The sequence below is a fragment of the Streptomyces sp. NPDC060002 genome (genome assembly GCF_042737245.1).
Taxonomy (GTDB): Bacteria; Actinomycetota; Actinomycetes; order Streptomycetales; family Streptomycetaceae; genus Streptomyces.
In genome coordinates, this window is record NZ_JBHWUW010000023.1 from 102,396 (window position 1) to 125,972 (window position 23,577).

Here is a 23,577-nt window from a genome sequence, read left to right on the forward strand (position 1 = left end):
AGCCCGGTCGGGCCAAAACTCGGTGGGCGTTGTCAGTGCCGGTCCGTAGGCTCGCGATGATGCCCAGGACACCTGCAACCGCTTCCCGTGACCGCTCCGCCGTACGCTCCCTGCTGCGCCTGTGGCCGTACGTCCGTCCCGTGCGGATACGGCTGTTCGTGGCCGCCTTCGTCGCCGTGCTCGCCTCCTGTACGGGGCTGGTCGTTCCGCTCGTCCTGAAGTGGATGGTGGACGGACCCGTGGCCGACCGGGACACGGCCGGAGTCTGGCTGGGCGCGCTCTGCCTGCTGCTGCTCGGGTTCGCGGAGGCGGTGCTGTTCGGGTTGCGGCGCTGGCTGGTGGCGCGTCCGCTGTCGCATGTCGAGGCGGAGATGCGGGCGGATCTCTACGGGCGGCTCCAGCGGCTGCCGGTGGCGTTCCACGACCGGTGGCCCTCGGGACAGTTGCTGTCCCGGGCGACGTCCGACCTGGGGCTGCTGCGCATGTTCCTCGCCTTCCCGCTGACGTTCCTGCTGGTCAACTCGGTGACGATCCTCTTCGGGGTGGTCATCATGCTGCTCCAGGACTGGACGCTCGGGCTGGTCATCCTCGGGCCGGCCATCCCCGTCGTCGTGATGTGCGTGTACTTCGAGAACCGGTACGCGGTCGTGGCGCGGCGCGCCCAGGACCAGGCCGGGGACCTGACGACGGTGGTCGAGGAGAGCGTCCTCGGGATCAGGATCATCAAGGGCTTCGGGCGGCACCGCAGCCAGGCGCGGGCCTTCCGGGAGCTGTCGTCGGCGCTGCGCGGCACGGAGTTGCGCAAGGCGCGGCTGCTGGCCACGATCTGGGCCGTCATCGTGACGCTCCCGGAGGTGGCGATCGGGGCGGCGCTGGTGCTCGGCGCGGTGCGGGTGGCGGACGGCGAGCTGTCCGCGGGCACCCTGGTCGCCTTCCTGTCCACCGCGCTCGCGCTGCGCTGGCCGGTGGACTCGATCGGGTTCCTGCTGGCGATGAGCCAGGAGGCGGCGACGGCGACGGAGCGCTACTTCGAGGTGATGGACGAGCTGCCCGAGGAGCCCGTCGGCCGCGGTGGGCGGGCCGCCGCGGCCGACGGGGGTCTGCGGTTCGCCGGCGTCACCTTCCGCTATCCCGACGCCTCCCCCGACTCCCCGCCCACCCTCGACGGCGTCGACCTGCACATCCGGCCCGGCGAGTCCATGGCGCTGGTCGGGGCGACCGGCAGCGGGAAGACCACTCTCACGGCCCTCGTGCCCCGGCTGCACGAGGTGACCGCCGGCCGCATCACGCTCGACGGCGAGGACATCACCGCGATGTCGCGGGAGGAGCTGCGCTCGCGGGTCGCCGTCGCCTTCGAGGAGCCGACCCTGTTCTCCGCGAGCGTCGGGGAGAACGTCCTCATGGGGGCGGCGAAGGGTGCGGGCGCCGTCGAGCTGGAGCGGGCGCTGGGCGTGGCGCAGGCCGGCTTCGCGCACACGCTGCCGCAGGGCGTCGAGACGCAGGTCGGCGAGCAGGGGCTCAGCCTCTCCGGCGGGCAGCGGCAGCGCCTCGCACTGGCCAGAGCCGTCGTCGGGCAGCCCCGGTTCCTCGTCCTGGACGACCCGCTGTCCGCGTTGGACGTGCACACCGAGGCCGCCGTGGAGGCCGCGCTGCGGCAGGTCCTCGCCGACACCACCGCGCTGATCGTGGCGCACCGCCCGTCCACCGTGCTCCTCGCCGACCGTGTCGCCCTGCTGTCGGACGGGCGCGTCACCGCCGTGGGCACCCATCACGAACTGCTGCGCAGCAACGCCGAATACGCCCACCTCATGTCCGGAGAGCCGTCCGGAGAGCCGTCCGGAACGCCATCCGGAACGCCGTCCGGAACAGAGTTCGCCACCCAGTTCGGTGAACAGGAGGCCGACCGCCGATGACCGCCCCCACCACCGCTTCCCCCGTCACCGACGACGACCCCGAAGTCCCGCCGCGGACGGCCGTCGACGACCCCTTCGACAAGGACGTCCTGCCCACCCCGCCCGGCGCCACGGGCGCCCTGTTGCGTTCCCTGCTCGACCCCATGAGGGCACGGGTCGCCTGCACCTCGCTCCTGCTGCTGCTCCAGCAGGCGGCCGTGCAGGCCGGCCCGCTGCTGGTGGCGTACGCCATCGACCGCGCCGTACCGGCGTTCCGGGCCGACGACCACGGGCCGCTGGTCGCGGTGGGCGTCGCCTATCTGCTGTGCGCGCTGGTCTCCGGCGGGCTCCAGTACGCGTTCCTGATCGCCTCCGTCCGCGTCAGCCAGGACGCGCTGCTCGACCTGCGCGGCCGGATCTTCCGGCACGCGCAGGCGCTGAGCCTCGACTTCCACGAGCGCTACACCTCGGGCCGGCTGATCTCCCGGTCCACCACGGACGTGGAGTCGCTGCGCGAACTGCTCAGCGAAGGTCTCCAGGAACTCGTGACGGTGATCCTGTCCTTCCTCTACATCTCGGCGATGCTGCTCTGGCTGGACCTGGGCCTCGGGGCCGTCGCGGTGGCCTCCTTCGTGCCGCTGTACCTCCTCGTGAGGATCTACCAGCGGCGCGCCGGGGAGGTGTTCCGGGCCCGCTCCACCGCGATCGCGGCCGTGATCGTGAAGTTCGTCGAGACGATGAACGGCATCCGGCCGGTGCGCGCGTTCCGCCGCGAGCCCGTCAACGACGCCGACTTCCAGGTCCTGAACCAGCGGCACGAACAGATCAACGGCAACGCGCTCCTGGAGATGGCCCGGTACGTCGTCGGATCGCGGCTGGTCGCCAACACGGCGGTCGCGGTGATCGTGCTGTGGGGCGCCACCCGGGTGGCCGACGGCTCGCTGGAGCTGGGGGTGCTGGCGGCGGCCGTGCTGTATCTGCGGCGGCTGTACGACCCGATAGACCGGCTCGGCATGTTCCTCAACTCCTACCAGTCGGCGGCGGCCTCGCTGGAGAAGATCGCCGGGCTGCTCGCGCAGACGCCGTCAGTGCCCGAGCCGTCGGCGCCGCGGGAGCTCCCGGCGCTCGAGGGCGAACTGCCCGGCCGGGAGGTCGTCTTCGACGGGGTCTCCTTCGGCTACCGCACGGGCGGCGAGATCCTTCCCGGGTTCGACCTCACCCTTCCCGCCGGGCAGACCGTCGCCGTGGTCGGCTCGACCGGCGCGGGCAAGTCCACGCTGGCCAAGCTGCTCGCCCGCTTCTACGACCCGTCCGAGGGGCGGGTGCTGCTGGACGGGGTCGACCTGCGCGAGCTGGCCGTGCCCGAACTGCGGCGCGGGGTGGTCATGGTGACGCAGGAGGCGTTCCTGTTCTCCGGCACGGTCGCCGAGAACATCGCCATCGGGCGGCCGGACGCGAGCCGGGAGGAGATCGAGCGGGCCGCGAAGGCGATCGGCGCCCACGAGTTCATCAGCGCCCTGCCCGACGGCTACGACACCGACGTACGCAAACGGGGCGGCCGTATCTCCGCCGGGCAGCGGCAACTCGTCGCGTTCGCACGGGCGCTGCTCGCCGACCCGGCGGTGCTGATCCTCGACGAGGCGACCAGCTCGCTCGACATCCCGGGCGAGCGGTCCGTGCAGGCGGCGATGGCGACGGTGCTGAAGGGCCGTACGGCGGTGGTGATCGCGCACCGGCTGTCGACCGTGGAGATCGCCGACCGGGTCCTGGTCATGGAGCACGGGCGGATCGTCGAGGACGGCAGCCCGGCCGAACTGATCGCGGGCACCGGCCGGTTCGCGGACCTGCACCGGGCCTGGCGGGACAGTCTCGCGTGAGTGTCCAGGGGTCGACCTCGGGGGCCGGAAGGACGAGTGGATGACCGACGCGTACGAGGATCCCGGCACGCCCGACCGCCGCGGCGGCTGGGCGTACCTGGCGTGGCTGGTGCGCTGCCAGCCGTGGCGGGCGCTGGCCGGGGCGGTGCTGGCCAGCGTCTGGATGGTGCTGATGGCGGTGACGCCGTATCTGCTGTCGAAGGCGGTGGACGACGGTCTCGAGCCCGGTGACACGGCCGCGCTGGCCGGCTGGACGGCGGCCCTGTTCGCCGTCGGCGCGTTCAACGCCTGGGTGAGCATCATGCGGCACCGCACGATGACCCGGGTGCGCATGGACGCCTACCTCCGCACCACCAAGGTCGTCGTCGGGCACACGGTGCGGCTCGGCGCCGCGCTGCCGCGTCAGGTGGGGGCCGCGGAGGTCGTCACCATCGGGGTGAGCGACGTGCACACGATCGCGGGCGCGCTGACGGTGGTCGGGCCGGGCGTCGGCTCGGTGGTCGTCTATGTCTTCGTCGCCGGGCTGCTGCTGTCGGTGTCGCCGCTGCTGGCGGTGGTCGTGTTGCTGGGGATGCCGGTGGTCGCGGTGCTGGTCGGGCCGCTGATGTCACGGTTGCAGGGCACGGAGACCGAGTACCGGGAGCGGCAGGGAGTGCTCACCGCGCGGATCGGCGACCTCGCGGGCGGGCTGCGGGTGCTCAACGGGCTCGGTGGCAAGGAGCTGTTCGCGGCCTCCTTCGGCCGCGACTCGCAGCGGCTGCGGGCGCAGGGCTACCGGGTCGGCGCGGTCACCAGCTGGATGCAGGCGCTGGGGATGGGCCTGCCGACGCTGTTCCTCGCCGTGGTGACCTGGCTGGCGGCCCGCCTCGCCGCCCAGGGGGACATGACCGTCGGCGAGCTGGTGTCGGTGTACGGCTATGTCGCGGTCCTGATCGGGCCGGTGGCGTTCCTCGTCGACATGGGCTACCAGCTCAGCCGGGGCGTGGTGGCCGCCCGGCGCGTCGTACGACTGCTGCGGCTGGAGCCGGCCCCCGCCACCGCCCCCGCCCTCGCCGCTGCTTCAGCCGCCGCTTCCGCTGTAGCCTCCGCTGCCGCCGACGCGCCCGTCGAGCCGTCGGTGCTGCACGACCCCGTCTCGGGTGTGCGGGTGGCGCCGGGCCGGCTGACCGCTCTGGTCGGCGCGCGGCACGCGGAGGTGACCGCCGTCGTGGACCGGCTCGGCCGGTACGGCCCCACGGACGCCACCTGGGGCGGGACACGTCTGGACGCCGTCCCCCTGGACCAGGTCAGGGACCGGATCCTGGTCGCCGACAACGAGGCCGACCTGTTCGCCGGGAGCCTGCGCGAGGTGGTGGGCGGACGGCGTGCGCCCGCCCCGGCGGACGTCGGGCGCGCGGTGCGGGCGGCGGCCGCCGACGACATCGTGCAGGGTCTGCCGGAAGGGCTCGAATCGCCCGTGACCGCGCAGGGCCGCAGCCTTTCCGGGGGCCAGCGGCAACGGGTGCGGCTGGCACGGGCGTTGCTCGCCGACCCCGGGGTGCTCCTCGCCGTCGAGCCGACATCGGCGCTCGACGCGCACACGGAGGCGGCGGTCGCCCAGCGGCTGCGCGCGGCGCGGACCGGCCGGACCACGGTGGTGACCACCACCTCCCCGCTGCTCCTCGCCCAGGCCGACACCGTCCACTACCTGGTCGACGGAAAGGTCGCGGCCACCGGCCGCCACCATGACCTGCTGGAACGCGAGCCGGGATACCGGGCCTTGGTGGCCGGGGACACCGACGACGCCGACGGCATCGATGACGCCGACCCACGCGATCCGGACCCGGGTACGGAAGGCGGCGCGGCCGCAGGCACAGAGGCAGGCGCAGGGGCAGGCGCAGGCGCAGGGGCAGGCGCAGGGGCAGGCGCAGGCGCAGGCGCAGGCGCAGGCGCAGGCGCAGGCGCAGGCGCAGGGGCAGGCGCAGGCGCAGGGGCCGAGGAGGTTGTGCGGTGACGGTGGTCGACGAGGGCTCGGGACGGTTGCCGATCGCCGCGCCAGGTGACGTGCGCCGGGCGGCGGTCCGGCTGTTGCGGGCCGACCGCCGGGCCTTCGCCGGCGCCCTCGCCCTGAACGTGCTCGCCGCCGGGGCCGGCCTGGCCGGGCCGTGGCTGCTGGGGCGGATCATCGACGAGGTGCGGGCCGGACACGGCACGCAGGCCGTGGACCGGCTGGCGGCTGCCATCCTGGCCTGCGCCTTCGCACAGCTGCTGCTGGCCCGCTGGGCCCGGTACGCGGGGCACCGCTTCGGTGAGCGGACGCTGGCGCGGGTGCGGGAGGAGTTCGTCGGGCGGGCGCTCGCGCTGCCGGCGTCGGTGGTGGAGCGGGCCGGCACCGGCGATCTGACCACGCGCGGCACCGCCGACGTGGCGGCCGTGGGCACGACCCTGCGGGACGCCGGACCCGAGCTGCTGGTCTGCACGGTCCAGGCACTGTTCACGCTCGGCGCGGTGTTCGTGATCGACCCGCTGCTCGGGGCGATCGGAGTGCTGGGACTGACCCCGATCTGGTTCGCGCTGCGCTGGTATCTGCGGCGGGCGCGCGCGGCCTACCTCGCCGAGGGCGCGGCCACCTCCGAGGTCGCCGAGATCGTCGCCGCCACCGCGTCCGGGGCACGCACGGTCGAGGCGTTCCGGCTCCAGGAGCGACGGACGGCGGCGAGCCGGGAGGCGCTGGAGATCTCACGGCGCACCCGCTTGCGGACCCTGCACCTGCGCACGGTGTTCTTCCCGGTGATCGAGGTGTCGTACTCGCTGCCGGTGGCGGGCGTGCTGCTGCTGGGCGGTGCGCTGCACGCGCGGGGCGCGATGAGCCTGGGCGCGGTGGTGGCGGCCGCGCTGTATCTGCGGCAGTTCACCGAACCGCTCGACCAGATCCTGCTGCGCGTCGAGCAACTCCAGAGCAGTGGCGCCTCGTTCGCCCGGGTGGAGGGCCTGGCCGGGGCGCCGCGCGCCGAGCCGGACGGCGTGGCGCCCACTCCGGCGGACGACCGGATCGACGTGACGGGCGTGCGGTACGCCTACGAGCGCGGTGGCGAGGTGCTGCGCGGGGTCGACCTGACGGTGCGGCCCGGGGAGCGGCTCGCGGTCGTCGGCCCGTCGGGCGCGGGCAAGACCACACTGAGCAGACTGCTCGCGGGGGTGGACGCGCCGAGCGCGGGCACGGTGACGGTGGGCGGGGTGCCGGTCGCGGAGCTGGCGCCCGAGACGCTGCGCCGGCAGGTCGTGCTGGTCACCCAGGAGCACCATGTCTTCCTCGGTACGGTCCGCGACAACCTGCTGATCGCCGAACCGGCGGCGAACGACGCGCAGTTGTGGTCGGCGCTGGCCGCGGTCGGCGCCGCCGACTGGGTCCGGGAGCTGCCCGGCGGCCTCGACTCCGTGCTCGGCGGGGGCGGTGCCCGTACGGACGGCTCGCAGGCCCAGCAGCTCGCCCTGGCCCGGGTGGTGCTGGCCGACCCCCACACGCTGATCCTGGACGAGGCGACGGCGCTGCTGGATCCGGCGACCGCCCGGCACACCGAGCGGGCCCTGGCCGCCGTGCTCCGGGGCCGGACCGTCATCGCCATCGCCCACCGCCTGCACACCGCGCACGACGCGGACCGGGTCGCCGTGATGCAGGACGGCCGCCTCACCGAACTCGGCACCCACGAGGCGCTGGTGACGGCGGACGGAGCGTACGCGGCCCTCTGGCGGACGTGGCACGGCGAGCGTGCCTGACGGGGGGCATGCCTGACGGGGGGGCATGCCTGACAGGGGGGCATGCCTGACGGGGAGCGGACCGGATCCTGATCCGCCGTTCGCCCCCGCCATGTCCCGCCGGTCAATCGGCATATCCGCCAGCCAATCGGAATGTCCCGCCAGCCAGTCGGCATGTCACGTCGGCCAATTGACCGCATATCGAACATGAACTACCGGACAACGAACCGTTTCCGGCCAACTTCCTGACGCGCTCCTGACAGATAGCGCAATCCACTGCCACTCTTCCCACTGCTGGTTCACAGCAACCCCACAGCTAAGCCCGCTCCACGTTCCGCCTTTGTTCTGCGTACCGCCTTTGTCGTGCCCGCGCGGCTCACCCGCCGTCGGGTCTCCCCTGGCCGCGTGACCCGTGGCCGCGCAGAAGGAGTCAGTGTTGAGCAGCAGTCCCTCTCGCAGACGCACCCCCCACAGCGCCTCCCGTCGTGCCGCGGCCGTCGCCCTCGTCGGCGTCTCCGCGCTCATCGCCGCCGCCGTGCAGTCCGGCGCCGCGACGGCCGCCCCGGTGAAGGCACCGCAGGCGGCCGGCCAGGCCGCCCCGGGCGCCGAGTCGGTGCGCCTCACCCCCGCCCAGCGCGCCGCGCTGATACGCGAGGCCGATGCCGGCAAGGCCGCCGCCGCCAAGGAGCTGGGCCTCGGCGCCAAGGAGGCGCTCGTCGTCCGCGACGTCGTCAAGGACGCCGACGGAACCCTGCACACCCGCTACGAGCGCACCTACGGCGGACTCCCGGTCCTCGGCGGCGACCTGGTCGTCGAGACCGCGAAGTCCGGCGCCACCGAGGGCGTCACCAAGGCCACCCGGGCCGCCATCAAGGTCGCCTCGCTCTCGCCCACCCTCAGCGCGGCCAAGGCGCAGAAGCAGGCGCTGAGCCTCGCCACGGCCGCCGGCGCCGAGCGGGCGGACACCAACCGCGCCCCGCGCAAGGTGATCTGGGCGGCGAACGGCACGCCGGTCCTGGCGTACGAGACGGTCGTCGGCGGCCTCCAGGAGGACGGCACCCCGAACGAGCTGCACGTCGTCACCGACGCAACCACCGGCGCGAAGCTGTACGAGTACCAGGGCATCGAGACCGGCACCGGCAACACGATGTACAGCGGCCAGGTGACCCTCGGCACCACGCAGTCGGGGTCGACGTACAACCTGACCGACGGCACGCGCGGCAGCCACAAGACGTACAACCTCAACCGGGGCACCTCCGGCACCGGCACGCTCTTCTCGGGCTCCGACGACGTCTGGGGCACCGGCGCCGCGTCCAACCTGGAGACCGCGGGCGCGGACGCCCACTACGGCGCGGCCCTGACCTGGGACTACTACAAGAACGTGCACGGCCGCAGCGGCATCAAGGGCAACGGCGTCGCCGCGTACTCCCGCGTCCACTACGGCAACGCGTACGTCAACGCGTTCTGGGACGACAGCTGCTTCTGCATGACGTACGGCGACGGCTCCGGCAACACCCACCCGCTGACGTCCATCGACGTGGCCGGGCACGAGATGACGCACGGCGTCACCTCCAACACCGCGGGCCTCAACTACAGCGGTGAGTCCGGCGGTCTCAACGAGGCCACCTCGGACATCTTCGGCACGGCGGTCGAGTTCTACGCGGCGAACTCCTCCGACGTCGGTGACTACCTCATCGGCGAGGAGATCGACATCAACGGCGACGGCTCGCCGCTGCGTTACATGGACAAGCCGAGCAAGGACGGCGCGTCGAAGGACAGCTGGTACTCGGGGATCGGATCGGTCGACGTCCACTACTCGTCCGGCCCGGCGAACCACTTCTTCTACCTCCTGTCGGAGGGCAGCGGCACCAAGACCATCAACGGTGTCACCTACAACTCGGCCACCGCGGACGGCCTTCCGGTCACCGGCATCGGCCGCGACAAGGCGGAGAAGATCTGGTTCCGCGCGCTGACCACGAAGTTCACCACGACCACCAAGTACGCGGCGGCCCGCACCGGCACGCTGGCGGCGGCCGGTGAGCTGTACGGCACGACCTCCACCGAGTACAAGGCGGTGCAGGACGCGTGGGCCGGTGTCGCGGTCGGCGCCCGTTCCGACGGCGGGGGCGGCGGTGGCGGCACCTCCTTCGAGAACACGGCCGACGTATCGATTCCGGACAACGGGGCGGCGGTCACCTCCTCGGTCACCGTCTCCGGCCGGACCGGCAACGCGCCCTCGAACCTCGCGGTGGCGGTCAACGTCGTCCACACCTACATCGGTGACCTCCAGGTGCAGTTGCTCGCCCCCGACGGCACGGCGTACACGCTGAAGGCGTACGGCACCGGCGGGAGCACCGACAACATCAACACCACGTACACGGTGAACGCCTCCTCCGAGGTCGCCAACGGTGTCTGGAAGCTGCGGGTCCAGGACAACGCGGCTCAGGACACCGGCTACATCAACAGCTGGAAACTGACCTTCCCGTAGGTCACAGGCCTCGCAGGGGCCGAGCACAGCAGGTCGAGAGGCAGCGCACAGAACGCCGTCCCGGAGTTTCGACTCCTCCGGGACGGCGTCCCCTTTTTGCCGGCGCCTTACCTACGCCCTGTTGGCCTTTTACCGAGGTCAAGTCCGTTTACATTCCGGCAATGTTCATCCGGCAGTTGATTTTCAGCCAACATCACTTCGGGGTCCTGACATGTACGCGCCTTGATGCCAGTCTTCCTGTCACCCGCCGCACAACTTCACAACAGCCACGGACAGCCACCCCACGCCGCCCGGGCACCCCCACATCCAAGGAGCTTGTGTGACCTCCCTCTACGCGCGTCACAAGCGCACCACTCTGGCCATCGCCACCGCCGTCGCGGCCGGAGCCCTGGTCACCACCGGCCTCACCGCCGGTACCGCCGCCGCCCAGACCCCGGCGGACGCCACCAGTGCGACGCCCCTCGCCGTGCCCACCGCGCTGGCCCCGGCCGCCCGCACCGCCCTGATCCAGGACAAGCAGGCCGACGCGCCCTCGACCGCGCAGGAGATAGGCCTGGGCGTCCAGGAGAAGCTGGTCGTGCGCGACGTCGTCAAGGACGCGGACGGCACGGTCCACACGCGCTACGAGCGGACCTACGCGGGTCTGCCGGTCCTCGGCGGCGACCTGGTCGTCCACGAGTCGGCCGCCGGCGCGAACAAGGGCGTCACCAAGGCGACGAACACCACCATCAAGGTCGCCTCGCTCACCCCCGTCGTCACCGCCGCCAAGGCCGAGAAGCAGGCCCTGACCCTCGCCAAGGACGCCGGCTCCGCCAGCACCGAGGCCAGCGACGCGCCCCGCAAGGTGATCTGGGCCGGCAACGGCAGCAAGCCGATTCTCGCCTACGAGACGGTCGTCGGCGGTCTCCAGGAGGACGGCACCCCGAACGAGCTGCACGTCATCACCGACGCGGCCACCGGCAAGAAGCTGTACGAGTACCAGGGCATCGAGACCGGCACCGGCAAGAGCCTCTACTCGGGCACGGTGACCCTCGGCACGACCCTCTCGGGCTCGACGTACAGCCTGACGGACAGCACGCGCGGCGGCCACAAGACGTACAACAAGTCGCACACCACGACCACCTCCGCGGGCACCCTGTTCACCGACGCGGACGACACGTGGGGCACCGGCGCCGCCTCCAGCTCGACCACGGACCAGACGGCCGCCGTCGACGCCGCCTACGGCGCGCAGGCGACGTGGGACTTCTACAAGGCGACGTTCGGCCGCAGCGGCATCAAGAACAACGGTGTCGCCGCGTACTCCCGCGTCCACTACGGAAGCGCCTACGTCAACGCCTTCTGGGACGACAGCTGCTTCTGCATGACGTACGGCGACGGCTCGGGCAACACCCACCCGCTGACCTCGCTGGACGTGGCCGGCCACGAGATGACCCACGGCGTCACCTCGAACACGGCGGGCCTGAACTACTCGGGCGAGTCCGGCGGCCTCAACGAGGCGACCTCCGACATCTTCGGCACCGCCGTCGAGTTCTACGCGGCGAACACCTCCGACGTCGGCGACTACCTCATCGGCGAGAAGATCAACATCAACGGCGACGGCACCCCGCTGCGCTACATGGACCAGCCGAGCAAGGACGGCGGCTCGGCCAACTACTGGTCGTCCTCGCTGAAGAACCTGGACGTGCACTACTCGTCCGGCCCGGCGAACCACTTCTTCTTCCTGCTGAGCGAGGGCAGCGGCAGCCGGACCATCAACGGGGTGGCCTACAACTCCCCGACGTACAACAGCTCCACCCTCACCGGTATCGGACGCGCCAAGGCCGTCCAGATCTGGTACAAGGCGCTGACGACCTACATGACCTCGACGACCACCTACTCGGGCGCCCGCACGGCGACCCTGAGCGCGGCGTCGGCGCTGTACGGCTCGACCAGCACCGAGTACAAGGCGGTGGCGGCGGCCTGGACCGCCGTCAACGTCGCCTGATCCGCGGGTAGGTGACGTGAGGCGGTACCCGGGACGAAGGCATCCCCGGGTACCGCCTTACTCTTGGCTCCCATGTCTTCGAAGGACTTCACGTACGACGACGTCGGCGCGACCCGCGACCGCCCCGGCCACTGCCCCGAGGGCTTCCACCCCCTGCACGTCCGCACCCGCCTCGGCGAGGGCCACGACGTCTTCCGCCGGGCCGCCGAAGCGGTCCTGACCTGGGAGATGCACCGCACCCTCGGCGTGGGTATGGAAACGACCGCGGAACGGGCGGCCCCCGACGTCGACGTCACCGTCACCCTGGCCGGCCTCATAAAAGCCCCCTGCCGAGTGGTCTGGACGCTGGACGAACACCGGCGGGCCGGCTGGGCGTACGGCACCCTCCCCGGCCACCCCGAATGCGGCGAGGAGTCCTTCGTCGTGGACCGCACGGGGGACGGCACGGTCTGGCTGACGGTGTCCGCCTTCAGCCGCGGCGCGAAGTGGTACGCGAGGGCCGCCGGCCCGGCGACCCGAGGCCTGCAGCAGGCGTACGCACGCCGGTGCGGGGTGGTGCTGCGGGAGCTGAGCGGGGGCGACAAGTCGTAGCCGGACGGGCCGCCGGCCACCACACGCCGACGGCCGCACCGTCGGCCCGCCGCACCGTCGGCCCGCCGCGACGCCGGGGAGCCCGCGGACGGCCGCTCGATCGTGGAGGCCGGGACGCCCGCCGCACCGGACCCGCGGGCGTCCGTGACGACCGCCGCGGCCCCACCGCGGAGACGGCCGATTCCGGCTCGCCGGCACAGCCTGTGTTCAGCACAGAACGCCCTCACCCGGTCACCCGGTCACCCGATCTCCACCACCCGGGCCCACGCGGGCGGCGACTCCGGTACGTAGTCGGGGTCTTCCTCGTCGTACGACGCCGACCCGCGGGGGAAGAGGCCCACCACCGTCCGGCACGGCGGGCGGGTGCTCGGCCAGGGGGTCTGGCCGTCGGTCAGGGCGACGATGACGTCGGGACGGGGCCGCGCGCGCAGCGCCTTGGTGAAGCCCGCGCGCAGATCCGTACCGCCCCCGCCCATCAGGGGGATCCCCTCGCCCCGGCACAGCGGGTGCACGATGCGGGCCGCAGCGTCGCACGGCACCACGGTGACCAGGTCGCGCCGGCCGCCCACGGCCCGGGAGATCGCGGCGACCTCGAGGATCGCGCTCCCCAGTTCGGCGTCGCTGACCGATCCGGAGGTGTCGATGACCACGCTCACATGCGGCGGTCTGCGTCGCAGGCTCGGCAGCACCGCGCCCGGGACGCCGGCCGAGCGGCGGGACGGACGGCCGTAGGAGTAGTCCTCGCCCGCGCCCGGCGCCGAGGCCGCCGAGCGGACCGCCGCGCCCAGCAACTCCCGCCACGGCTGCGGCGGATGGAAGGCCTCCTCCGCCCACCGCCGCCACCCCGCCGGGGCGGTCCCCCGGCGGCCGGCGATGCCCTGCGCCACGCGGAAGCGGACGGCGTCCCGTTCCTGTTCGCTCAGGCCGTGCGCGCCGTCCGGGCCGAGGTCCCATTCCCGCTCCCGTCCGTCGGCGCCGCTGCCGCAGTCCAGCCAGACCAGGTTCTGGGTGTGCGGTCCGAGCCGGAACCGGCGCAGGTAGTCCTCCATCAGCTCGCCCGGCCGCAGCCCGAGCGAGCCCGGCGTGACCGCGCCCTCGGGCTGCACCAGCCCGTCCCCGAACACGTCGTCGTTGATCTCGCAGTCGGCGGCGATGTTCATCCGCAGCCGCTCCCCCGCACCGGTCAGCCCCCACTCCCGGGCGACCCGTTCACTGCGCCCGTGGTGGTCGCGCAGCAGGTGCGACACCTCGTGCACCCACACCCCGGCCAGCTCCTCCACCGGCATGCGGTCCACGAACGCCGGTGAGACATAGCACCGCCAGTGCCGGTCCACGGCCATCGTCGGCACCCACCGCGACTCCACGGGGTGCAGGGCGAACAGGGCCGTCGCCAGGTAGGGCCGGGCCCGGGCGGCCTGCAGCCGGGCGGCGAAGAGCTTGTCGAGGTCCAGGGGCCTCGGCTCCGCCCTGCCCGGGGACCGGCCGGTGACGCCGGCGCCCTGCGGCTCGCCGGGGCTCATCGGCCCGCCTTCGCGGCGTCCGCGGTCCGCGTCGCCGCGCGACCCGCCGCCCGGTCCGCCCGCCGGGACAGGGTCACCACTCCGGCCAGCTTCTCGATCGACGCCGGTACGTCCCAGTCCTCCCGGCGCAGCGAGGCGAGCGTCGTCGCGGGGACGACCACCAGATCCGGGGCGCCGGTCTCCAACGCCCGTACGAGGAGCGCCCATGCCGCGTCCCAGCGGGACCTGTCGGCACGGGTGCGGACCGCCGCCACGACACCGTCCAGCACGGCCTGGCGCAGATCGCCCCGCTCGGGCAGGTCGGCGCCCGCCGGGTCGGCGAGCAGTGTCTCGGGGTCGGGGAGGTCCATCCGGTCGAGGCTCGCCAGCAGTTCCAGCCCGGGGCCGTCGCCGACCGTGCCCCTGACCAGCAGGGAGAGTACGTCGCGGGAGGAGCCGGCCGCGGTCGCGAAGGCGATCAGGCTCAGCGTCATGTCCCAGCTGCGCGGCGACGGCCAGGCGCCGCCCCGGCGCGCTTCGCTGCTGGGCAGCTGGTGCACGAGCTTGGGGCGGGCGGCGAGCAGTCCGCACACCGCGCGCCGCGCGAAGCCCACGGCCTCCGGCAGCTTCGCCGGGTCGAGCCGGGGCAGGGTCGCCCGGGGCCAGGTCCCGCCGAGTCCGCGGACGACGACCTCGTGGTCGTGGGTCCACTGGAGGTGGACGAACCGGTTGGCCAGCGGCGGGCTCAGTTCCCAGCCGTCGGCGGCCGAGCCCCGCGGGTTGGCGGCGGCCACGATCCGCACGCCGGGCGGCAGCGTCAGCGCTCCGATCCGGCGCTCCAGGACGAGGCGGAGCAGGGCGGCCTGCACGGCCGGCGGCGCGGTGGACAGCTCGTCGAGGAACAGCAGCCCCCGGCCGGCCCGCACCAGGCGCACCGCCCAGTCCGGCGGAGCCATCGGGACGCCCTGTTCCGCCGGATCGTCCCCGACGACGGGCAGCCCGGAGAAGTCGGACGGCTCGTGCACGCTGGCGATCACCGTGGTCAGCGGCAGGTCCAGCGCCTGCGCGAGCTGGGTCAGCGCGGCGGTCTTGCCGATCCCCGGCTCACCCCACAGCAGCACGGGGAGGTCGGCGGCCACGGCCAGCGTCAGGGCCTCCAGCTGGCTGTCGGGGCGCGGTTCGGTGGTGGAGTCGCGCAGCAGGGCCAACAGCTCACCCGCCACGTCGAGTTGGGAGGCGGTGGCCGGGACGGAAGACGCCGGGACGGAAGGCGCCGGAGGAACGAGAAGGGTACGCGTGGGCATGGGTGTGGGCATGGGTGTGGGCATGTGTGATCACCTTTGGGGTTCGGAGGGAGTTCGGGGGAAGTCCGCAGGACGAGAAGACAGGGCGAGAAGAGGGGTCAGCGACGGGCGCCGTGGCGTGGGTGTGCGCGCAGATGGCCGGGACGGCGACGATCCTGGCCGGGACCGGGACCGATCAGGCCGGCCCTGAACAGCCCGTAGGTGATCCGCCGTTGCGCGGCCGCCTCGAGTTCGTCCCGCAGAGCGCCGTCACGCAGGACCGCCTCGGGGCCCAGCAGCCCCTCCACGACGGCCAGCGCACCGGCGACGTCACCGTGGACCAGGCGTTCACGCACGCCGAAGAGACAGTCCGGACGCCGGTGTGCCCGGTCGATCGCCTGGAGACAGGGCAGCGGAGTGCCGGTCAGCGCGGCCAGCAGCTCCTCGCGCCGGATCTCGGCCGGGTCGTGGTCCAGCGCGGCCAGCACCCCGTCGACCAGGCCGATCCGGTGCGTCGCTCCCCGGCACTCCACGAGCCGGGCCCGTCCCGCCCGGTCGGGAAGCCGACCCGGACCGGGCGCCGCATACTCCGTTCCGAGGTACTCCGTTCCGAGGTACTCCGTTCCGAGGTACTCCGGTACGACGTGCTCCGGTACGACGTGCTCCGGTACGACGTGCTCCGGTACGACGTGCTCCGGTACGAGCGCCGAGGCGACCAGCGGATGCAGTCGCCCGGCCTCGATCGCTCCCGTACGGAGCAACTCCAGGTCGGGCAGCACCCAGGTCGCCGCGTCGGGCAGCACCGGCAGCGCGGAGACACAGCCTGCCGCACCGCGCAGAACGGGCCGCGCGTCCCGGCCCCCGGCCGGATCCAGGACCAGCCGCCGCCCGGACCCGAAGCGCACGAGGACGGAACCGGTGGTCCGCCCCTCCGCCCGGAGCACGATCTGCGCCTCGGCCGCCCACCGGTCCACGGCACAGCCGGGCCCCGGCAGTTCCGAAGCGGGGTCGAGCTGAGCCGGCGGGGGCGGGTCGTCCCCCGGCGGCGGTCGATCGGCGCCGCACCGGACCCGCAGCTCACCCGTTCTGCGGGCGTCCCACAGATGTCGGTGCAGGTCGAGGCGGAACCGTCGGTCGGGACGCGGATGCGGATGGCGGCGGTCCCCCGCCACCGAGCCGGACGCGTCCCAGAGCGCGAGGCTGATCCGCTGCCCGGAGTCCGCCCAGGCGGGCGGAGTCCGCACCACCAGGTGCACGGGCCACCGGGTGTCGTCCCGCCCGGCGCCGCCGACGGCGACGTCAGCCTCGTACCGAGCGAGGGAGACGGTCACCCCCGGCCGCAGCAACCCGTCGGGAGCGACCCTCGGCAGATGCCAACGCAACAGGTCAGGGGCCAGGTGACGGAGATCGTCCCGAAGCCGGGAAACGAATGCACGACCGTGGACGCGCGCCACGGCACGAAGGTCGAGATCGACGTCGATACCTGCGGCGGCACAAGCCCCGGCCCAGTCCCCAACGCGGCGGCGGGCGGTCGCAGTCTCGATCATGGAGGCCGGCACGGCGAACTCGCGCACGCGCAGCCAGAAGGAAAGGCGGGAATCCTCGTTCGCGATCCGAGTGAGCATCAGCACTCACCTTGCGCGGACGGGTCCCCCGATCTGACACCAGAAGGAGTAGTCATCGCGGGGAGCATAACCTCCACCCCTCGATCTGCCCACCGGTTTTCCCCCGGCCCCGCCGGCCTCACCCACCGACCTCGAACCCCAGTGACTTCCCGACCCCGCCGCCCCGTTGGACGCGCGTCCGTGGGATCAGGTGCGGGACACCACGCCGCAGCCCGCTTCGCGGTTCTCGTCGAGGCTTTGGCTGCGGTCGTACGGGTCCGTGGTCGGCCCGGTGGCAGGCGCGCCCGTCGGCCCGGTCGTCGCGAACTCGGGGTGCAGATAGCCGTCGTAGACGTCGCAGGCGGAGTTGCCGATCTCCTCGTCGTATCTCGTGACGGTGATCTTCCCCGGGGTGACGATGTACTCGGCGGGGTCGTAGAGCTCGACGTCGAGTACGCGGCGGATGATGGTGCGTTCCACCTCGGTCGTGGCGTCCTTGCCGATGCGCACCACCGGGTAGACGAAGGTGTAGTCGGCGTGCACGACGACGGAGGAACGCTTACTCGCCTTGAACGTCATCCGTCCCCGGGTCTTGACCACGTCACCGGCCAGGCGCAGTTCGGCGGGGTCGAAGCGGCTGAACATCCACAGGGGGTCGTGGTCCTTGTCCGGCTTGCTCAGCGCGGTGTTCAACAGCTTGATCAGGTCCGTCTGCTGGGGTTCGATCACCGCGAGCGCGGTCTCCGGACGTCCGCCGCGCAGGGTGGCCGGGTCGAGGTTGGCGTCGATCAGGAGCTTCCCGGTCTGCTTGAGCGCCTGCTCCACCTGCGCCTTGGACAGCGATCCGACCGAGGTCGCCTTCGGCAGGACGATGCCGGCCTCGCCGTCGGCCCACTGCGCGGCGGGAGAGCCCGCGAACGGCCGGGCGAAGGTGGGCCTTTGGGGATCCACCGCGTCGGGCGCCGCGCTCGGGGCCGCGGTCTCGGCCGGCAGCGGTGACGCGGAGACGGCGGCCTCCGGATCAAGGGCGCTGAAGAGGTCCCCGGGCAGCAGCGACGGCCGCATCGCCACGAGGGCCAGAGCGATCACGACGGGCAGACCAAGGAAGCCCCACAGCCGCCGCCTCTTCCGGGACGCCCGCTCTTCCATCTCCTGCAAGGAAGCAGTGGTACGCCACCCCCCGGGCTTCACCCCGCGCGACTCCTGCTCCCGCAGCCGGCCGGCGACCAACCGAGCCCGCGCGGACGGCTCCTTCGGCGCGGAGGCGGGTATTCCGCGTTCGCTTTCCTGGACGAACTTCGCCCATTCCGCGTCGGATATGGAGCTGCCGGATTCGGGAGGCGGCCCACCCTTGTCCCCATCCCCCTCTTCCGAACCGGATCTGTGCTCTTCGGACGGTCTCTCGGCCACGCGCTCGTCGGCCTTTCTCTGCGTCGATCACCGAGCGGCAAAGCCTATGCCAGCACTGCTCGGACATGATGACGATGCGGCCTCAACCGATCAGGCGTGCTCAACAGAACGCAGGCGCCGACGCCATCGCGTCGGCGCCCGGAGCGCGTCGTACCTCTGCCGCGCGCCTACCGCAACACCACCCCCGCCCCCTCGACCGCCTCCTCCGTCGGCACCTCCACCAGGCCCAGCTCCGCGCCGGAGGCCAGGAGGCGGTGGGACGGGAGGATGCGGACCGTGTAGCCGTAGGGGCCGGTGCGGTCGAGGGCGAGGGGGCCCTCGTAGAGCCAGCGGCCCTCCAGGTCCGGGCCGCCGGACGGTTTCAGCGGGACCGTCGTCGCGTCCGTGATGCGGTCCTGCTCGTCGACGCGGCCCGAGACGGCCTGCACCTCGACGTCGTCGGGGGTGAGGTCGCCGAGGCCGACGCGGACCCGCAATGCGAGGGTCGTGCCGAGTTCGGCGGTGGTGGTGGCCACCGACGTCTCGACATGGTCCACCTGCACCGCGTGCCAGGACGAGCGCACCCGCTGTTTCCACAGGGCGAGTTCGCGCGCGGTGTCGGCGCTCATCGCCCGGTGCGCGTGGGCGGCCGGCGTGTAGAGCCGTTCGACGTACTCGCGGACCATGCGTCCCGCCAGCACCTTCGGGCCGAGCAGGGTGAGGGTCTGGCGGACCATCTCGATCCAGCGGTCGGGCAGGCCCGCCTGGCCGCGTTCGTAGAAGCGGGGGGTGATGCGCTGTTCGAGCAGGTCGTAGAGGGCCGCCGCCTCGATGTCGTCGCGGTGGTCGGGGTCGGTGCCGACGCCGTCGGCGGTGGGGATCGCCCAGCCGAAGTCGGGCTGGAACCACTCGTCCCACCAGCCGTCCAGCACGGAGAGGTTGAGGCAGCCGTTGAGCGCCGCCTTCATACCGGACGTGCCGCAGGCCTCCAGGGGCCGCAGTGGGTTGTTGAGCCAGATGTCGCATCCCGGGTACAGCTTCTGCGCCATCGCCATGCCGTAGTCGGGCAGGAAGACGAGGCGGTGCCGCACGCGCGGGTCGTCGGCGAACCGGACCAGTTCCTGGACCAGCCGTTTACCGCCGTCGTCCGCCGGGTGCGCCTTGCCCGCGACGACGATCTGGATCGGCCGCTCCGCGTGCAGCAGCAGGTCCATCAGACGGTCGCGGTCCCTCAGCATCAGCGTCAGGCGCTTGTACGAGGGGACCCGGCGCGCGAAGCCGATGGTGAGGACGTCCGGGTCCAGGACGCCGTCGATCCAGCCCAACTCAGCTGTCCCCGCGCCCCGTTGGCGCCAGGACGCCCGTAGCCGCCGGCGCACCTCCACCACCAGTTGCTCGCGCAGCTCGCGGCGCAGCTCCCAGATGTCCTGGTCGGGGATGTCGGCGACGGCGTCCCAGCGGTCGGAGCCACCGACGCTCAGAGCGTCCTCGGCCCGCCCGGAGCCGAACTGGCGGGCGCCGAGGCGCAGGACCTCCGGGGCCACCCAGGTCGGGGCGTGCACACCGTTGGTGACGGAGGTGATCGGCACCTCGTCCGGGTCGAAGCCGGGCCACAGGCCGGAGAACATCTCCCGGCTCACCTGGCCGTGCAGCAGTGACACGCCGTTCGCGCGCTGCGCCAGCCGCAGGCCCATCACGGCCATGTTGAAGAGGTTCGGCTCGCCGCCCGGGTAGGTCTCCATGCCCAGTCGCAGGATGCGGTCGACGTCCATGCGCGGGAGCTCGGCCTGCGGGCCGAAGTGGCGGGCGACCAGTTCACGGTCGAAGCGGTCGATGCCGGCGGGGACGGGGGTATGGGTGGTGAAGACCGTGCCGGCCCGGACGGCTTCGAGGGCGGAGTCGAAGTCCTGTCCCGCGTCGCCGAGTTCGGCGATCCGTTCCAGGCCGAGGAAGCCCGCGTGGCCCTCGTTGGTGTGGAAGACCTCGGGCGGGGCGTGGCCGGTCAGCCGGCAGTACGTGCGTACCGCCCGGACACCTCCTATGCCCAGCAGCATCTCCTGGAGCAGCCGGTGCTCGCTGCCACCGCCGTAGAGCCGGTCGGTCACCCCGCGTTCGCCGAGGTCGTTCTCCTCGACGTCCGAGTCGAGCATGAGGAGCGGGACCCGGCCGACCTGGGCCAGCCAGACCCGGGCGTGCAGCTGTTTGCCGGCGGGGAGGGCGAGGGAGATCTGCGCGGGGGTGCCGTCGTCCTCCTTCAGGAGGGTCACCGGCAGTTCGTTGGGGTCGAGGACCGGATAGTGCTCCTGTTGCCAGCCGTCCCGGGAGAGCGACTGCCGGAAGTAGCCGTGCCGGTAGAGCAGCCCCACGCCGATCAGCGGGACGCCCAGGTCGCTGGCCGCCTTCAGATGGTCGCCTGCCAGGATGCCGAGGCCGCCGGAGTACTGGGGCAGCGCGGCCGTGACGCCGAACTCGGGTGAGAAGTAGGCGATGGCGGCGGGCAGCCCCGCGGTGCGCGGCTGCGCCTGGTACCAGCGGTCGCCGGTCACGTAGTCGTGCAGGTCGTCGGCGGCGGCACTCAGCCTGCGCAGGAAACGGCGGTCCCCGGCGAGCTCGGTCAGGCGTGCCGGACGCACGCCGCCGAGGAGTCTCACCGGATCGCCGTCCGAGACGGCCCAGCGCTCGGGGTCGACGGACTGGAAGAGGTCGCGGGTCTCCGCGTGCCAGGACCAGCGCAGGTTGCGGGCCAGATCGCTGAGTGGCCGGAGGGGGTCGGGGAGGAGGGGTCGGACGGTGAATCGACGGATCGCCTTCACATTCCACCTCGGCGTGCGTGAGGAAGAGACGCACGGCGGTGTGCGTCCACGTCGTCTAAGAAGGTACCGGCGCCGACGCGGGCCTCGCTGAGGGCTGGCCGCCCGCGGACCCTCGCTTTTCGGCCCGATCCGCGACAACGGGCCGAAAGCCTGTTTCGCCCCGGTAGGCCACCTTGTGGCCTTTCGCCCCGCACGAGAGGCTGCCCAGTGGCGTACCCGGCGAAGTCGGACAGGTCGGCGAAGCCGTCGTGCGCCGAGTCGAGGAGGGGAACTCGAACCATGGCACGGACGCGAACACGGCGTCTGCGCCGGGTGGGGGGCCTGACCGCGGTCGTCACGACCGTGGTCCTTTCGGCCGTCACCCTGCCCGCGCACGCCGCACCGGAGGGGAAGATACTCGGCGCCGGTCTGCCCGGCTCCGTCGGCGGAAGTTATCTGGTGACGCTGAAGGGGGACACCGAAGCGTCGTCGAAGGCCGGGCGGAGACTCGTCGGTTCGTACGGGGTGACCATCAGCCGGACCTACGACACGGTCCTCAACGGGTTCGCCGTCGCGGCCGACGAGAGACAGGCCCGGCGCCTCGCGGCCGATCCGCGGGTGGCCTCGGTGGTCCAGGACACCCGGGTGACCCTGGATGCCGCCGGGGTCGCGAGGAATCCGCCGTCCTGGGGGCTGGACCGCGTCGACCAGCCGGGCCGGCCGCTGGACAACAGCTACAACTGGCCGAAGTCGGCGGGCGCCGGAGTCACGGTGTACGTGCTCGACACCGGCGTCCGGATCACGCACGCCGACTTCGCCGGCCGGGCGAGCTACGGCTGGGACTTCGTCGGAGGTGACCGCGTCGCCGCCGACGGCAACGGCCACGGCACGCATGTCGCCGGCACCGTCGCGGGCACCCGGCTCGGCGTCGCCAGGAAGGCCAGGGTGGTCGCGGTACGGGTGCTCGACGACGCCGGTACGGGCACGACCGCGCAGGCCATCGCGGGCATCGACTGGGTCACCCGGCACGCGCACAGGCCGGCGGTCGCCAACCTCAGCCTGGGCGGCGGCTACAACGCGGCGCTGGACGCGGCCGTCCGCGGCTCCGTCCGGTCCGGCGTCACCTACACCGTCGCCGCGGGCAACGTGGGACAGCCGGCCGCCCTGCACTCCCCCGCCGACGTGCGGGAGGCCATCACGGTCGGCGCGACCGACCGGGGGGACGCGAGGGCGGGCTTCAGCAACTACGGTTCGGCCCTCGACCTGTTCGCGCCGGGAGTGTCGATCACCTCCGCTTCGTACACGAGCGACACCGGACGGGTGACGTACTCCGGTACGTCGATGGCGGCGCCGCACGCGGCGGGCGCGGCCGCGCTCCACCTCGCCGACCACCCAAAAGCCACGCCCGCTCAGGTCGCGCGGGCGCTGGTCACGGGGGCGGTGAACGGCAAGGTCTCCGGCCGGGGGACCGGTTCGCCGAACAAACTCCTCCAGGTCCCACCGTTCACCTGACGGGGCTCCCAGGCCGGCTCCGTTCCCCTCGAACGGGGCCGGTCTTGTGTGTTGACAAAGGCACGAGTAGTTAACAACGTGCCGGATTGCTCACCCGAATAGGGTGGAAGGCTCCTCCGGTACTCCCCCGCAGGACCCCCTCCCCACCACATCCATCCGCCTACCCCCCGTTGATGCGGACAGGAGCGGTCATGCCAGCCAGGCACCACCCGTCATCACCCCCGACGCCTCGCCCCAAGAACAACAAGAGCGGCAAGAACGGCAAGAGCGCCGACAGGGCCGAGAAGGACACGCCCGTCCCGGTGCTCCCGCCCGTACCCGGTCCGCCGGCCCCGGAGCGATCCTCCTCGGGCGGCGACGTCACCACCGTCGGGCGCATACCCGTCCTGGACGTCCGCCCGTTCGTCCAGCAGGGTCGCCGGCCCGCGAAGGCGGTCACGGGTGAGACCTTCGAGGTCTCGGCGACCGTGTTCCGGGAAGGGCACGACGCCGTCGCGGCCAACGTCGTCCTGCGGGATCCGGACGGCAACCCGGGCCCCTGGACGCCGATGCGTGAACTCGCCCCGGGCACCGACCGCTGGGGCGCGGACGTCACGCCGGACGCGACGGGCCGCTGGACGTACACCGTGGAGGCCTGGAGCGATCCGGTCGCCACCTGGCGGCACCTCGCCCGCATCAAGATCCCCGCGGGGATGGACACCGAGCTGGTCCTCGAAGAGGGCGTACGCCTGTACGAGCGGGCGGCCGGGGGCGTGCCGGAGGGACCCGACCGCACCGCGGTGCTGACGGCGGCCGAGGCGCTGCGCGACGAGAGCCGCCCGGCCGTCTCCCGGCTGGCGGCGGCGCTGACGCCGCGGGTCGACGCCGTGCTCGGCCGGTATCCGCTGCGGGAGCTGGTCACCGCCTCCGAGCCGCTGCCGCTGCTGGTCGA

14 protein-coding genes are annotated in these 23,577 nt (G+C 72.7%); 9 read left to right on the top strand and 5 right to left on the bottom strand.

All coding sequences use genetic code 11. The features are described from left to right. The first annotated feature begins 59 nt into the window (after positions 1–59). From ACFWBD_RS21395 to ACFWBD_RS21425, 7 genes are all read left to right on the top strand, one after another. Entirely contained in the window at positions 60–1,913 is a 1,854-nt protein-coding gene (locus ACFWBD_RS21395) for an ABC transporter ATP-binding protein (protein WP_385668843.1), read from the top strand. Beyond that, entirely contained in the window at positions 1,910–3,769 is a 1,860-nt protein-coding gene (locus tag ACFWBD_RS21400) for an ABC transporter ATP-binding protein (protein WP_385668846.1), read from the top strand. The genes ACFWBD_RS21395 and ACFWBD_RS21400 overlap by 4 nt, the downstream gene beginning before the upstream one ends. A 40-nt stretch (positions 3,770–3,809) precedes the next feature. Further along, positions 3,810–5,762, top strand: a complete 1,953-nt coding sequence (locus ACFWBD_RS21405; protein ID WP_385668849.1) for an ABC transporter transmembrane domain-containing protein — start codon at positions 3,810–3,812, stop codon at positions 5,760–5,762. Then, positions 5,759–7,525: an ABC transporter ATP-binding protein gene (locus ACFWBD_RS21410; protein ID WP_385668852.1), complete on the top strand. Its 1,767-nt coding sequence runs from the start codon at positions 5,759–5,761 to the stop codon at positions 7,523–7,525. Before ACFWBD_RS21405 ends, ACFWBD_RS21410 begins: the two co-directional genes overlap by 4 nt. A 412-nt stretch (positions 7,526–7,937) precedes the next feature. Continuing rightward, on the top strand, positions 7,938–9,992 hold the full coding sequence (locus tag ACFWBD_RS21415; RefSeq protein WP_385668855.1) for a M4 family metallopeptidase: 2,055 nt from the start codon (positions 7,938–7,940) through the stop codon (positions 9,990–9,992). A 319-nt stretch (positions 9,993–10,311) separates the two neighbouring features. Then, positions 10,312–11,976, top strand: a complete 1,665-nt coding sequence (locus ACFWBD_RS21420; RefSeq protein WP_385668857.1) for a M4 family metallopeptidase — start codon at positions 10,312–10,314, stop codon at positions 11,974–11,976. Between the two features lie 72 nt (positions 11,977–12,048). Beyond that, positions 12,049–12,567, top strand: coding sequence for a DUF1990 domain-containing protein (locus ACFWBD_RS21425; RefSeq protein ID WP_385668860.1), 519 nt, complete (start codon positions 12,049–12,051; stop codon positions 12,565–12,567). A gap of 239 nt (positions 12,568–12,806) precedes the next feature. On the opposite strand, the gene ACFWBD_RS21430 is transcribed toward ACFWBD_RS21425, so the two are convergent. The 5 genes from ACFWBD_RS21430 to ACFWBD_RS21450 form a co-directional block, all read right to left on the bottom strand. Next, positions 12,807–14,087, bottom strand: a complete 1,281-nt coding sequence (locus ACFWBD_RS21430) for a VWA-like domain-containing protein (RefSeq protein WP_385668863.1) — start codon at positions 14,085–14,087, stop codon at positions 12,807–12,809. Beyond that, positions 14,084–15,370, bottom strand: a complete 1,287-nt coding sequence (locus ACFWBD_RS21435) for an AAA family ATPase (protein WP_385668866.1) — start codon at positions 15,368–15,370, stop codon at positions 14,084–14,086. Before ACFWBD_RS21435 ends, ACFWBD_RS21430 begins: the two co-directional genes overlap by 4 nt. 98 nt (positions 15,371–15,468) lie before the next feature. Continuing rightward, a complete protein-coding gene (locus ACFWBD_RS21440) occupies positions 15,469–16,974 on the bottom strand; it encodes a hypothetical protein (RefSeq protein ID WP_385668869.1) in 1,506 nt (501 codons plus the stop codon). A gap of 186 nt (positions 16,975–17,160) precedes the next feature. Continuing rightward, positions 17,161–18,102 carry a hypothetical protein gene (locus tag ACFWBD_RS21445; RefSeq protein WP_385668889.1) on the bottom strand — a complete coding sequence of 314 codons (942 nt, stop codon included), beginning with the start codon at positions 18,100–18,102 and terminating at the stop codon, positions 17,161–17,163. A gap of 428 nt (positions 18,103–18,530) precedes the next feature. Continuing rightward, positions 18,531–21,155: a glycosyltransferase family 1 protein gene (locus tag ACFWBD_RS21450; RefSeq protein WP_385668872.1), complete on the bottom strand. Its 2,625-nt coding sequence runs from the start codon at positions 21,153–21,155 to the stop codon at positions 18,531–18,533. A gap of 279 nt (positions 21,156–21,434) precedes the next feature. Between ACFWBD_RS21450 and ACFWBD_RS21455 the strand changes: the two genes are divergently transcribed. Next, entirely contained in the window at positions 21,435–22,646 is a 1,212-nt protein-coding gene (locus ACFWBD_RS21455; protein ID WP_385668875.1) for a S8 family peptidase, read from the top strand. A gap of 191 nt (positions 22,647–22,837) precedes the next feature. Then, positions 22,838–23,577, top strand: a 740-nt coding sequence (locus tag ACFWBD_RS21460) for a maltotransferase domain-containing protein (protein ID WP_385668878.1), incomplete at its 3' end; no start/stop codon positions are given.

Bases quoted from the DNA above. Each gene is read 5' to 3' on its own strand.
- ACFWBD_RS21395 (WP_385668843.1), top strand. From the start codon at position 60: ATGCCCAGGACACCTGCAACCGCTTCCCGTGACCGCTCCGCCGTACGC.
- ACFWBD_RS21400 (WP_385668846.1), top strand. From the start codon at position 1,910: ATGACCGCCCCCACCACCGCTTCCCCCGTCACCGACGACGACCCCGAA.
- ACFWBD_RS21405 (WP_385668849.1), top strand. From the start codon at position 3,810: ATGACCGACGCGTACGAGGATCCCGGCACGCCCGACCGCCGCGGCGGC.
- ACFWBD_RS21425 (WP_385668860.1), top strand. From the start codon at position 12,049: ATGTCTTCGAAGGACTTCACGTACGACGACGTCGGCGCGACCCGCGAC.
- ACFWBD_RS21430 (WP_385668863.1), bottom strand. From the start codon at position 14,087: ATGAGCCCCGGCGAGCCGCAGGGCGCCGGCGTCACCGGCCGGTCCCCG.
- ACFWBD_RS21435 (WP_385668866.1), bottom strand. From the start codon at position 15,370: ATGCCCACGCGTACCCTTCTCGTTCCTCCGGCGCCTTCCGTCCCGGCG.
- ACFWBD_RS21440 (WP_385668869.1), bottom strand. From the start codon at position 16,974: ATGCTCACTCGGATCGCGAACGAGGATTCCCGCCTTTCCTTCTGGCTG.
- ACFWBD_RS21445 (WP_385668889.1), bottom strand. From the start codon at position 18,102: ATGGAAGAGCGGGCGTCCCGGAAGAGGCGGCGGCTGTGGGGCTTCCTT.
- ACFWBD_RS21455 (WP_385668875.1), top strand. From the start codon at position 21,435: ATGGCACGGACGCGAACACGGCGTCTGCGCCGGGTGGGGGGCCTGACC.